The sequence below is a fragment of the Mucilaginibacter gossypii genome, from assembly GCF_900100945.1.
GTDB lineage: Bacteria > Bacteroidota > Bacteroidia > Sphingobacteriales > Sphingobacteriaceae > Mucilaginibacter > Mucilaginibacter gossypii.
This window is the reverse complement of sequence record NZ_FNCG01000007.1, coordinates 55,481-68,579: the sequence shown is the minus strand read 5'-3', so window position 1 is coordinate 68,579 and position 13,099 is coordinate 55,481. Positions and strand designations below refer to the sequence as shown.

General features: G+C 44.9%; 14 protein-coding genes. 13 read left to right on the top strand and 1 reads right to left on the bottom strand.

The genetic code is table 11. The annotated features are described in order from the left end of the window. The first annotated feature begins 13 nt into the window (after positions 1-13). On the top strand, positions 14-2,452 hold the full coding sequence (locus BLS28_RS14805; protein ID WP_218134420.1) for a TIM-barrel domain-containing protein: 2,439 nt from the start codon (positions 14-16) through the stop codon (positions 2,450-2,452). Positions 2,453-2,649: 197 nt separating this feature from the next. Here the strand turns inward: BLS28_RS14805 and BLS28_RS30540 are convergent, their stop codons facing one another. After that, positions 2,650-3,069: a hypothetical protein gene (locus tag BLS28_RS30540; RefSeq protein ID WP_143020771.1), complete on the bottom strand. Its 420-nt coding sequence runs from the start codon at positions 3,067-3,069 to the stop codon at positions 2,650-2,652. Between the two features lie 277 nt (positions 3,070-3,346). On the opposite strand from BLS28_RS30540, the gene BLS28_RS14795 reads away from it, so the two are divergent. From BLS28_RS14795 to BLS28_RS14740, 12 genes are all read left to right on the top strand, one after another. Continuing rightward, positions 3,347-3,742 (top strand): hypothetical protein, encoded by a 396-nt coding sequence (locus BLS28_RS14795; RefSeq protein ID WP_091168556.1) that lies wholly within the window; start codon positions 3,347-3,349, stop codon positions 3,740-3,742. Between the two features lie 5 nt (positions 3,743-3,747). Next, a complete protein-coding gene (locus tag BLS28_RS14790) occupies positions 3,748-4,698 on the top strand; it encodes a cytochrome-c peroxidase (RefSeq protein WP_091168552.1) in 951 nt (316 codons plus the stop codon). Between the two features lie 32 nt (positions 4,699-4,730). Then, positions 4,731-5,336: a DUF1579 family protein gene (locus BLS28_RS14785; RefSeq protein WP_091168549.1), complete on the top strand. Its 606-nt coding sequence runs from the start codon at positions 4,731-4,733 to the stop codon at positions 5,334-5,336. A 575-nt stretch (positions 5,337-5,911) separates the two neighbouring features. After that, positions 5,912-6,409: a DUF4385 domain-containing protein gene (locus tag BLS28_RS14780; RefSeq protein WP_091168545.1), complete on the top strand. Its 498-nt coding sequence runs from the start codon at positions 5,912-5,914 to the stop codon at positions 6,407-6,409. Beyond that, positions 6,396-6,539 (top strand): DUF2256 domain-containing protein, encoded by a 144-nt coding sequence (locus BLS28_RS14775; protein WP_091168542.1) that lies wholly within the window; start codon positions 6,396-6,398, stop codon positions 6,537-6,539. The genes BLS28_RS14780 and BLS28_RS14775 overlap by 14 nt, the downstream gene beginning before the upstream one ends. Then, on the top strand, positions 6,515-7,018 hold the full coding sequence (locus BLS28_RS14770) for a 2'-5' RNA ligase family protein (protein ID WP_091168540.1): 504 nt from the start codon (positions 6,515-6,517) through the stop codon (positions 7,016-7,018). Before BLS28_RS14775 ends, BLS28_RS14770 begins: the two co-directional genes overlap by 25 nt. Positions 7,019-7,022: 4 nt before the next feature. Beyond that, complete coding sequence (locus BLS28_RS14765; protein WP_091168537.1) at positions 7,023-7,424, top strand: DUF5655 domain-containing protein; 402 nt, start codon at positions 7,023-7,025, stop codon at positions 7,422-7,424. A 231-nt stretch (positions 7,425-7,655) separates the two neighbouring features. Beyond that, positions 7,656-8,204 carry a YciE/YciF ferroxidase family protein gene (locus BLS28_RS14760; RefSeq protein WP_091168534.1) on the top strand — a complete coding sequence of 183 codons (549 nt, stop codon included), beginning with the start codon at positions 7,656-7,658 and terminating at the stop codon, positions 8,202-8,204. 10 nt (positions 8,205-8,214) lie between these two features. Next, on the top strand, positions 8,215-10,428 hold the full coding sequence (gene katE / locus BLS28_RS14755) for a catalase HPII (protein ID WP_091168531.1): 2,214 nt from the start codon (positions 8,215-8,217) through the stop codon (positions 10,426-10,428). A gap of 1 nt (position 10,429) precedes the next feature. Then, on the top strand, positions 10,430-10,924 hold the full coding sequence (locus tag BLS28_RS14750; protein WP_091168529.1) for an ankyrin repeat domain-containing protein: 495 nt from the start codon (positions 10,430-10,432) through the stop codon (positions 10,922-10,924). A 119-nt stretch (positions 10,925-11,043) separates the two neighbouring features. Further along, positions 11,044-12,201 carry a zinc-dependent alcohol dehydrogenase gene (locus BLS28_RS14745; RefSeq protein ID WP_091168526.1) on the top strand — a complete coding sequence of 386 codons (1,158 nt, stop codon included), beginning with the start codon at positions 11,044-11,046 and terminating at the stop codon, positions 12,199-12,201. Between the two features lie 21 nt (positions 12,202-12,222). Further along, complete coding sequence (locus BLS28_RS14740; RefSeq protein ID WP_091168524.1) at positions 12,223-13,077, top strand: SDR family oxidoreductase; 855 nt, start codon at positions 12,223-12,225, stop codon at positions 13,075-13,077. Positions 13,078-13,099 lie beyond the last annotated feature (22 nt).

Below are 13,099 nucleotides of genomic sequence, written 5' to 3'. Positions count from 1 at the left end.
CGCGCGGTTTACCGTGCTTACAGATCAACTGGTAAGATTACAATGGGGACAGTCCGCAAGTTATGATAACAGGGCCTCGCTGGTTGTGGTTAACCGTAAACTGCCCGTTCCGGCATTCAGCACGCGGACGGAAAATGAATGGTTTTACCTAAAAACCAGGAAGATTGAGCTTGCCTACAAAATCAATTCAGGAGTATTTGACAGCACCAATCTAAAGATCCGTTTTTTGAATGCCGATACGGTATCGTGGAAGCCGGGACAAAAACAAAAATTCAATTTAAAAGGAACAGCCCGCACGCTAGACGGGCAAGACGGTGAAATGAACCTGTACAGTAATCAAAAACTTCAACTGGAAGATGGCATCCTTTCGCGGGACGGCTGGTTTTTTCTGGATGATTCGCAATCCCTAAGATTGGATCATTCTGATTGGCCATGGGTAACCGCGCCCGGCACTCCGAAATTGGACTGGTACTTTATGGCTTATGGCGATGACTATAAATCAGCCCTTTTGGATTTTAGCAAAATTGCAGGTCAGGTGCCTATGTTGCCGCGTTATGTGTTTGGTTACTGGTGGTCGCGGTATTGGAGTTATTCGGATAACGAACTTCGGGAACTGGTACAAAACCTCAAACGCTTTGATGTACCTACAGATGTTTTGGTAATAGATATGGACTGGCATACCAAAGGCTGGACGGGTTACACCTGGAACAAGAACCTTTTTCCTGATCCGGCCAATTTTCTGAAATGGACAAAGGACAATCATTTGAAAACCACATTAAATCTCCATCCCGCAGATGGTATCCAACCCACAGAAGAACGTTACCATGATTTTGCAGCCTATATAAAGGCCGATTCCGCACAAAAGAAAGTTATCCCGTTTGAGGTATCCAACAAAACATTTATGCGCGGCTTATTCGACATTGTATTAAGGCCGATTGAGAAAGCCGGTGTCGATTTTTGGTGGCTGGACTGGCAACAATGGACAAACGACAACAAAATCCCCCGGTTAAGTAATACGTGGTGGCTTAATTATACATTTTTTACCGATAAAGCAATGCACAGCCAAAACAGGCCTTTGCTGTACCACCGTTGGGGCGGTTTAGGTAACCACCGTTACCAGATCGGTTTTTCGGGAGACACTTTCATGTCCTGGGAGTCATTGGCCTATGAGCCTTATTTCACAAGCACGGCTTCAAATGTTTTATATTCCTACTGGAGCCACGATATTGGCGGGCACATCCTCAAAGGAAACGAAAAAGGGGTAGAGCCTGAACTTTATACACGCTGGCTGCAATACGGTGGTTTCAGCCCGATCATGCGAACGCATTCTACTAAAAACGCAGCTATCAAAAAAGAGATCTGGAATTTTGCTCCGGAGTATGCTACAGCACAACATGATGCCATCAGGCTGCGTTACGCGCTCGTGCCCTACATTTATACGATGTCAAGGAAAACGTTTGAAACCGGCATCGGGCTTTGCCGGCCGATGTACTATGATTATGCGAAACAGCCGGAAGCTTACAGCTATAAAGAAGAGTACATGTTTGGCGATAATATGCTGATCAGGCCGGTTACGACACCATCTAAGGATGGATTCGCCGCTGTTAAAGTTTGGTTGCCGAAAGGAAATGATTGGTATGAGTGGTCCACAGGGACTCTGCTAAAAGGAGGCCAGGTGCTTGAACGTTCATTTTCGATCAACGAATACCCGGTATATGTAAAAGCCGGCTCGGTGATACCTATGTATAATGATCAAATTCAAAATCTGGACAATAATCCGAATAACCTAATCCTGGGCATATTTCCGGGAGGTAGCGGCAATTTTCAGGTTTACGAGGATAACGGAAACAATAAAAATTATGAAAATCAATTTGCTGAAACTAACATAGTATCGCGGATCGACGGCAATGAGCAAATTGTGAATATCGCACCTGCTGTTGGCCGTTATCAGGGCATAGCCGAACGGAAAAAAATTAAAATAAAGCTATTTGGTACCCAGCCGCCGTTAAAGGTATCGGTAAACGGCAAACCTCTGCAATTTAATCCGGATAACCAGGATGGCAGCTGGAATTATGATGGCGGCAATCTATGTTTAAATATTTTGCTTCCTGAACAAAGCTGCAAGGTTGCAAGGCAATTACGCATAACCTATAACGAGGCACCAGGAATGTTGACAACTGCAGGGCTTGTAGAGAAGTTCAAACGCTTGTCGATGATTACTGCGGTATTAAAAAATAGTGATAACGGTAATGATGGTATTTATATTCCGAAAAATCTTGGTATTGCGGAGGAAACTAATCGCTTACTAAGTTATCATCCAATGAATTTCGCAAACTATATTGAGAATTTTGAGCGTTGTTATAAACTTATACCAGAGGAAATTCAGTTGCTTAAGCAGGTTAGTGAGCAGGAGAGGAAGAATCTTATAAAATTACTCCCGCCCGTTCAATAATTAACGGATATGCACATATGGCTGCGGTTCGATTAAGGCGGGTTAGATATTTCAAATCTATGTTATTGATCCAATAACGCGGCAAACCGCTTTAGGTCATCGAAAAACCGGTTCGTGTAGCCGACAGGTTTGGGTACCGAGCCGGAGTTAGTTCTAATTTTAGTTCTAATTCCGTTTTTTTTTCTTATGTAATCCGCTTATTGCTGCTGGAAGCCGGTGGCACAGATGCAGACATTGACAGCATTACAGATCCAATGCAATGGGTAAACAACATTGGTGCCCCTCATGATTATTTTTATGCTTACCGAAGCTCCGTTGTCTGCCAAACGGCGTGTGATAACACAACCTGCAGAACCAGCACCTACAATAATGAAGTCGTACTTGGTTTTTATTGTCCTGGCACCCTGGCCCTGAATTGATTTTTCTTCTGTCATAGGAATGATTATTTGATGACGGTGCAAAATGACCAGTCGCCCCCGGACAAGCACTTGCCCCGCCTTCAGGAGCCCAGGAAAGTCCACAAACGCCAACTGATATAAGAAGCTCCATTCTCCCTTGATTGAAAACCCTCCGATGACGCGGAACACAATCATGAGTATGAACAGTATTTTCATCATATGAGGTATTTACGTATTCATTACATGCTCCATGACTTTTCGGTGCCTGTCCCGGTTTGGTATTTACACCTCAAGAGTTAGTATTACTGCAATTGTCTTATTCATCAGGCGTGTATTTAGTTCGTTGATGACTTAACTGCTCTCGAATTTATAAAGTCTTTTTGCACAAACTTCATAAGCTATGCAACAAATTCGAAAGTAATTGTAACATGCTCTAAAGTATCTTTATGAGGTATGACTTTTATTTGCGATAGTCAAAGGCCTTAAAATCAACTCAATGAGAACAAAATATCTGTTAACCATTTTCAGTATTGTTTTATTTGCTGCCGTTTCATTTACTAGCCAAACCAATCCGCTGGTTGGGAAATGGGAAAATTCCGGAGTGTTCAAAGGCGATCCTTACAAGTTTCTTGCCATTTTCAGGGCAAACGGATCCTTTGATGGTTTTATGAATAACAAGGAATTCGTAAGCGGGACGTATCATATGAACCACGATACACTTTATATGTCGGACCCTACCTGTAACGCGAAATACGAAGGCAAGTACAAAGTTGAATTTTTCGGGCAACTTGATTCCCTGAAATTTCATGTCATCCAGGATACCTGTAAAGGACGTGTAGAAGGAACAAATGGATTCTTATTTAAAAGAGTTCGCCAGGCAGTTAAGAAATAATTTTAATGAAGAAGTTTTGGATCATACTTTTAACATTGGGTATCTCCCTGATCATCTCGCAAGGCGCATTCAAAGAACCTGATTCAATAACTGCTGTCATGTTAGGACGGAAACTTTTTTTTGATCCTATACTTTCACGTAATGGTAAGATCAGCTGCGCATCCTGCCATAAAGAGGAATTCGCCTTTTCAGATACTTCTCCCATTAGCTTAGGCGTACATAACAGAAAAGGCGTGAGAAACACACCATCAGCCATGAATATGAGATTGCAGGTAGCTTTCTTTTGGGACGGGAGGGCCACTACGCTGGAACAACAGGCTTTGATCCCGCTCCAAAACCCGATTGAAATGGATCTTGCTTTAGCTACGGCGATATCTCGTCTCCAAAACAATGCTTACTATAAAAAGGCTTTCCAATCTGTTTTTCATTCAGTACCAAATGCAAATAATTTAGCTAAAGCAATAGCTTCATTTGAACGGACCCTTGAAACCAGCGATTCACCATTTGACGATTGGCGCATGAACGATAATGAAGATGCCGTAAGCGAATCTGCAAAACGGGGCTTTGCCATTTTCAATGGCAAAGGACGTTGCATCCAGTGCCATTTCGGACCGGACTTCAATGATGTTGAATTTCGTTCCATCGGCCTGTATGATGCTAAAACATTACAAGACAGCGGCCGGGCCTGCGTTACGAAGAAAAAAACAGACCTTGGCCGGTTTAAAATAGGTGCCTTGCGAAATATTGCAATTACCGCCCCTTATATGCACAACGGCATGTTTAAGACTTTGCGACAGGTAATTGACTACTATAATGATCCGGATAAAATAGTTCCTCACTCGATTAATCGGGACACCTTACTCAATACTCCAATGGGCCTGAGCGAACAGGAGAAAATTGATTTGGAAAGTTTCCTGGTTTCTTTGACAGACAAGCGTTTTGCATCAAAAAATTAAAAAATCCCAATCTTTTAAAAAGTAAATTACTTATGAATATCAAAAAAACAACCTTAATTCTGGCTGTTATGACCGTGTTTGCTGCGTCTCCTCAGTTCTCTTTTGCCCAGGCAGATACAAAAAAGCCGGACGCCTATACACAAATGCTCGATTACTCCCGGCCGGGAGCAAATCACGAACTGCTGCGACGAATAACCGGCACTTGGAAATTCCATGATGTGCAGCGTCCGTTCGTCAAGGGTACGCTCACGCGTAAGCCCATATACAATGGCCGCTTTTATGCTATTCAAATTAAAGGTGGTAAGCTGAGTGTCCCGGTTGCGGATGGAAAAATGATAGAGGAATTTTATAGCAGTCAACAAATTGAAGGTTACGACAATGTCAGGCAAAAATTTGTGATGACTTCTATTAACAATCATATAGGGAGTGATATTCAATTCCAAACAGGTACTTATGATCCCAGGACTCAAGAATTTACCTTTTATGGGGAAAGTGAGTTGATCAGAGGCGAGGTTAAAAAAGATAAGCGTATCCTGAAAATCATCGACGCAACGCATTACAGTGAAACCTACTACGAAATCAATGACGGTAAATCCGAAAAAGTGAGGGAACTTGACAACGAGAAAACGGGAGATTAAGTGTTAAGTAAATGGCCTGAAAAATAATGAGTAATTATCGTCAAGAACGATGATATCAGCGTTAACAGAATTTCCTCCATAAAATGTCGCAAAAGATTTGACAACTTGCCTAAAAAAGTGACCCCTACTTTACAAATTTCGAACTATTTCCTGTTTGATTTGCGTTTATTGGCGGATTTGGATTTGTGATCGATCACATTATTATGCCAGGATTCACGACCTGAACTTTTTCATTGCGACAGAACAATGATTGAACTTTGTTTAAAACCGTTCTCCAGGCCACCAGCTCGGTATGCCCGGTTTTTATCATTTAGAGACCTGTGCCATTGTTTCCCATCTGGAATAGAAAGTTCCAACGCTATGAGATAGAAGGTACGCAACCTGTTTGAAAATGTAAGGATTCATAAGATATGTTTATTGGCCCTGGTTACCCATGTTCGCCCACAACAAATTTGAAATGCATCTGGTACTGTTGTCCTCATAGTCAACTGCTTTGCCATTTCTCAGGGATTAATAAATTTTATTCCAACGGGTTCTTCGCTGAAACAGCAGGCAGTTTGGCTTGTTCTGGTACTATGCAAAAAGAATTAGCGTCGCGGCAGCCGGGTTACCTTAAATTTGATAACGATAGCTATTCCTGGAAACCTGACATCGATTACCGGCAGCAGCCGGAAAAATATCGTGTGGGGAAGGGTGAGCAGGGCGTACTGATCTGTGAGCCTTATAAATCTGAGATCGGCCGGTACTGGCGCTTTAAGAGCAAAGAAATAGCTGAGCAAAGCAGTGCGACGATTTTTGGTTTGTTTGAGGGTTACCTGAAGTCGGGGGATTTTGCTGGTGCGGATATGGCGCGGAAGTATCTGCAAATGGGTTATACGCGGGCCAGGCGCTATGCGAACTACAAGGGCGGGAAAAAGTATAATGCGCAACGGGATTATGCTTTGCTGGAGCGCGGAACGGGTGATCCGGAAAAGGCTGAATCGGCGAAGATATTTTATAGGCGCTGGAAGGAAGCCGAATCTGATCCGGTTTACTCGGCTATGAAAAAGGTCTGGAAAAATGCGAGGGGTTAAAAAACAGGATTTGCCGCAGAAGATCTGTTTGATTTGCGGCAAACCATTCACCTGGCGAAAAAAATGGGATAAAGTTTGGGGGGAAATTAAATACTGTTCAGAAAGATGCAGGCGGAACAAAAGCCATTGATATTGACACTCCGGTTAGATGCAGAAAGTCAAACCTACTTTGATAGTTTGCGTAGGCGACACTTTCCTCCGGAACTCAATTTTTTGAGGGCGCACCTGACTTTGTTTCATCAATTGCCGAATAAACAAGATACTTTAAACTATTTAGATACTATTAAAGTTCATTATTTTGAAATGAATGTTGCTGGTTTGCGCCATTTAGGTGCCGGTGTTGCCTACCTGATCGACTCTATGGAATTACAGCAGTTCCATGCAAAACTGAAACGCCATTTTCAGCAAGTATTGATCCCGCAGGATATGCAAGCGTTTAAACCTCATATTACTATTCAAAACAAGGTGACGCCGGAAGCTTCAAAATGGTTACTCGCCGAATTACGTTCTGAATTTGTACCATTTCCTGTAAAAGCTGTCGGGTTGGATCTATGGGAGTACCTGGGCGGGCCATGGCGGCATTATTTTGGCTATAACTTTGTAGAATAATTAAATGAGCTGGACCTGCCCCAATTGTGATCGTGAATTGCCGTGGAAAGACTACCGGCATTATTGCGCGCGGGTGGACCTGGACAGTTTATTTGAGGGGCGTTCCCCCGAACTAGTGCTTGCTTTTGATAAAATTTTGGCGGAAGTGGCTGATTGGCCTAAGGTACTGGTAGGCGTAACGCCTAATTGTATCGTTTTTACCAGGCGTGTGGGGTTCCTCATCATCCGCCCGATGAAAAAGGAATTGGACATTAAGTTTTATTCGGCGATGGCCCATCCGGAAAGGCCGGTGATTAAAAGTGTAGCCTCAGGTAAAAAGTTTGAAAATCACATCCGCATATCCTCAGTAGATGATATCCGTCCTGGTTTATTTGTTTACCTCCGGGAGTCTTATGATCTACTTTGATGGTTTAAAAAGGGTACAGTGGGATTGTTAAAGCATCCTAACTCACTCGAAGGACACATCTAATCTCAGGTTATTTGAAGTCTTGTCCGGCTAAGTAGCAAACAGGTATGGTTTATTATCGTATTAGTTAAACAATTTCCTTTTGGGTATGTTAATAATACTCACAGCCGAAGCTATCCATACCTCTTTTCCGAGCAATTACCTTAATTACTACTTTTTAAAAATCTACCTATGAAAAACGAATCCGGGGAACCGAAATTCAGCACCAAAACTACGCCCAAACAGCAACCGGCGTTACTCGAATTATTTACTGATGGCATCAAGGATATTTACTGGGCGGAGAACCACCTGGTTAAAACCCTGCCAAAAATGATCAATGCGGCAACATCAAAAACACTTGCCGCTGCCATTGAAGATCATTTAACTGAAACACAAGTTCATGTAACCCGCCTGGAACAGGTTTTTGACCTGCTTGGCGAAAAATCGCAGGCGCAAAAATGCGATGCCATGGAGGGCCTGGCTAAAGAAGGAGAAAGCATCATTGAAAGTACAGAAGCCGGTACGGCTACCCGCGATGTAGGTATAATCCTCGCCTCGCAAAAAGTTGAACATTATGAGATCGCTACTTATGGCGGTCTGTGCCAGCTGGCAATTACATTAGGGCTGGAAGATGTGGCTGAGGTCCTTGGGCAGACCCTCGCCGAAGAAAAGGCAGCTGATGAAAAATTAACAGCAGTGGCAGAAGCCGATATCAATTACAGCGCGGCTGAAGAAGCTTGATTTTAAATTTATGGAAAAGAAAAAACCATCACCCAAATCAGGCACCGAAGCTGCGATTGATAAAAAATTAGCGCCGCAACCCGAAAATGCCAAAACCGATAGTCTGGCACCGCATACCGCCGACAGTGCCGGCGAAAAGATGACCACCAATACAGGCTTGCCGATTAACGACGACCAAAACTCGTTGAAAGCAGGAGACCGGGGACCATCATTACTGGAAGATTTTATTCTGCGTGAAAAGATCACACACTTTGACCATGAGCGCATCCCTGAACGGGTAGTGCATGCCCGCGGTTCGGGAGCGCATGGGGTTTTTAAATTGTACAAACCGCTTGCGGAAGTAACCAAAGCCGGCTTTTTGAACGATACGGAAATTGAAACGCCGGTATTTGTCCGCTTCTCTACCGTAGCTGGCTCTCGCGGATCGACTGATCTGGCGCGCGATGTGCGCGGTTTCGCCGTGCGCTTTTATACGCAGGAAGGAAACTTTGACCTTGTAGGCAATAATATGCCGGTGTTTTTTATCCAGGATGCGATCAAATTTCCTGACCTGGTTCATGCCGTGAAACCCGAGCCGGATAACGAAATTCCGCAGGCGGCATCTGCACATGACACTTTCTGGGATTTTATATCACTGACACCAGAATCTGCCCACATGATTATGTGGGCCATGAGCGACCGCGCTATTCCACGCAGTTACCGCATGATGGAAGGTTTCGGGGTACATACGTTCAGGTTAATAAATGCGGAAGGGAAATCCAGCTTTGTGAAATTTCACTGGAAGCCGTTGCTAGGCGTGCATTCGGTTGCCTGGGATGAAGCGCAAAACATTTCAGGTAAAGATCCGGATTTTCACAGGCGCGATTTGTGGGATGCCATTGAAAGCGGTGCCTTTCCTGAATATGAATTAGGATTACAGGTCATCCCGGAAGAAGATGAATTTAAATTTGAATTTGATTTGCTTGACCCTACCAAACTGGTACCGGAAGAACTGGTACCCGTGCAGCGCGTGGGCAAACTGACGTTAAACCGTAACCCGGATAATTTTTTCGCGGAGACAGAGCAGGTCGCTTTTCACCTGGGGCATATTGTACCTGGTATAGATTTTACAAACGATCCTTTATTACAGGGGCGTTTATTTTCTTATACCGATACGCAACTCACCCGTTTGGGCGGGCCAAACTTCCAGGAGATTCCGATTAATCGCCCGGTTGTGCCGGTACATAACAACCAGCGCGACGGCTTTATGCGGCAAACCATTAACCGCGGTAAAACCAGTTACGGTCCCAATTCGCTTGGTAACAATGATCCGCAGCAGGTAAAAGAGCGCGATGGAGGTTTTGTATCTTACCAGGAGCGCATGGAGGCCCGCAAGGTGCGTGCGCGAAGTAAAAGTTTCTTTGATCATTTCAGCCAGTCACGATTGTTCTTCAACAGCCAGTCGGAGCCGGAGAAAAATCACATTGTTGATGCCCTGAGCTTCGAGTTGGGCAAGGTTAAAACGGTAGCTGTACGCGAGCGTATGCTCGGTGTATTGTCGCAGATTGATAAAGGGCTTGCCGCGCAGGTTGCCTTTAACCTGGGGCTGCATATTCCTGAAGTTATTCCGGGTAACCTGAATGTGCCAGCGGATGGCAATCCAGTTGATTACCAATCGGTACAGGTAGATGGCTCGCTGGCTGCCTCTCCGGCTTTGAGCATGGCCAACACCATTAAAGATAGTATCGTAAGCCGCAAAATAGCGATCCTGGCCGCCGATGGCGTAAATGCGGAATCGCTCAATACCGTTAAGGCTGCCTTGGAAGCTGAAGGTGCCGTGGTAGAAGTGGTCGCGCCAAAATTAGGATTTATAGTGGCAGAGAACGATGAGCAGATCAAAGTAGATCAAAGTTTCCTGGGTGCAGCCTCCGTGCTGTTCGATGCGGTATATGTGGCAGGTGGAACCAATTGCGTAGCCACGCTGGAAGCTGAGTCCAACGCTGTTCATTTTTTGAATGAGGCTTTTAAACATTGCAAAGCTATCGGTGCATCGGGCGACGCTCTGCAGGTGATCGAAGCGACTTATTTCAGCAAGAAGCTACCTGCCGATTACTCGGAGGAAAATGTTTTGCGGGAGGGGATCCTGATTGCTGAGGTCAACGATAAGTTCGCCGCATTGCTGATCAAAGCCATTGCACAGCACCGGTTTTGGGAGCGTGAGAAACCAAGACTAATCCCTGCTTAAGATGGATGCAAATAATCAATCAATAATTAACGCCGCCCGGCAGGGCGACGTTAATTTACTGCGCGAAATGATTAACGATAGTACTGATTTGAACGCCAGCGACGAAAAAGGTTACACGCCGCTCATTATTGCCTGCTATAACAACCGTTTGGATGCTGCCCGCTTTTTACTGGAAGCCGGAGCAGATGTGAACTCGGCAGACTTTGGAGGTAATACGGCGCTTATGGGCGTTTGTTTTAAAGGCTATCCTGAAATTGCGGAATTGCTGATTGCCTGCGGTGCGGACCTTAACCGCCAGCATGGCAATGGCGGTACGGCGCTAATGTTTGCCGCGATGTTTGGGCGCAATGATTTACTGCGAATCTTGCTGGCTCACGATGCAGACATCACTATCCGGGACAGCCGGGGGCTTACTGTTTTTGACCTGGCAGCGCAGCAGGGAAACGAAACAGCGATCAGGCTTCTTGAGGAAAACGTTGAGCAAGCGGGAAGATGAAATTCTTGCGAAGACTAAATTAAATAACACAAGTTGTTGAAGCCTGCATGTTGCATTCAAAAAAGTCGTAGAGACTCAACAACAGAAACAACCACAAAAACTAATCTATAACACTACCTATGAAAGCTGCAGTATTCCACAAACCAGGCGATATCCGTTACGATACGGTGCCCGATCCAAAAATTGAACTGGCTACCGATGTTATTCTTCGCGTGACCTCAACCGCTATCTGCGGTTCTGATCTTCATATCCTGAGCGGTGCTGTTCCGCAAAAAGAACCCATGATTATGGGACATGAATTTATGGGCATTGTGGAAGAAGTTGGTGCCGAAGTTAAAAACCTGAAAAAGGGTGACCGCGTAGTTGTGCCCTTCCCTATAGCCTGCGGGCACTGCTTTTTCTGCCAGCATAACGCTTCGCCATCATGCGAAAACTCTAATTATAAACATTACGGCCCCGATGGCGATCTGATGGACAGCAAAGGAGCTGGGCTGTTTGGCTATACCGATCTGTATGGCGGCTATTCAGGCGGGCAAGCCGAATATGTACGTGTGCCTTACGGCGATATCAGTCCGCGCGTAGTTCCCGATAACCTGAGCGATGAGCAGGTATTATTTCTTACCGATATTTTTCCCACAGGTTGGTCGGCTATTGACTGGGCACAATTGAAGGGTGGGGAGGTTGTAGCCATTTTCGGCTCGGGGCCTGTGGGCCTGATGGCACAAAAAGCTGCCTGGATAAACGGTGCCAGCCGTGTTATCGCTATCGACCCGCTTAATTACCGTTTGGAAAAGGCCAAAGCTGTAAATCGTGTGGATACCCTTAACCCCCATGAAGTGGATGTTGTAGAAGCCATCCGCGAAATGACCGGTGGCCGTGGTGCCGATGTGTGCGTAGATGCCGTTGGTTTTGAACCCGAAAGATCATTTTTAGATAAAGTGAAAGCTACTATCAATTTTGAAAAAGGCAGTATCAAAGTATTGGAGATGGCCTTTAAAGCGGTTCGCCGCTCGGGTACGGTATCCATTATGGGGGTATATGGCTCGCCTTATGACAACTTCCCGCTGCACCGGATTTTTGATAAAGGGATTACCCTGAAAATGGGCCAGGCCCCGGTGTTGAATTATATCAACCATCTGATTAAGCTGGTTCAGGAAGAGAAAGTTGTTTTGGACGATATTATCAGCCACACGCTGCCCTTAAGTGATGTAAGCCACGCTTATAAAATATTTGACGAGAAAGAAGACGACTGTGTGAAAGTTGTTTTAAGACCATAAGTTAATACTAAAACATTTGTTATGATAACCCAGGAAGAAAGACCAGAAAAACAGGACGAACAACCCGGTATTGAAGCCGAAATGAACCCTGCTCCAGAATATATTAAAAAGACCTATAGGGCGGCCGAAAAGCTGGAAGGGAAAATCGCGTTGATCACCGGCGGCGACAGCGGTATCGGGCGGGCAGTAAGCGTTCACTTTGCACAGGAAGGTGCCCAGATTGCCATTGTTTATCTTGATGAGGACGAGGATGCCCGGGTCACAAAAGATCTGGTTGAACTTACCGGTCAGCGATGTTTGTTGATTAAAGGCGATGTAAAAGACGTAACCTTTTGCAGAGAGGCGGTAGAGAAAACAGTACAAGAGTTTGGTAAGCTGAATATCCTGGTTAACAACGCGGGTATGCAGTTTCCGCAAAAGGACGTTAAAGCGATTGACCCTGAACAACTGGATACCACGTTCCGCACCAATATATTTGCTTATTTTTATTTTGCTGAAGCCGCTTTAGAACATTTAAATGCCGGCGATACTATTATCAATACCACTTCGGTAACAGCTTACCGCTCATCCCCATCTCTTGTTGATTATTCCTCGACTAAAGGAGCTATCACCACCTTCACCCGTTCCTTAGCTACTAACCTGGTTGAAAAAGGTATCAGGGTAAACGCTGTAGCGCCCGGCCCGGTCTGGACACCGCTCATTGTTTCAACATTTGATGAAGAAAAGATCAAGGAGTTCGGAAGTGAAACGGCTATGAAACGTGCCGGCCAGCCATCAGAGTTAGGCCCGGCTTATGTATTCCTTGCTTCGGATGATTCATCGTTTATTACGGGGCAGGTAATCCACGTAAACGGAGGAGAAGTAGTGAATGGGTAGCCCGGCTAACTAATATAACATA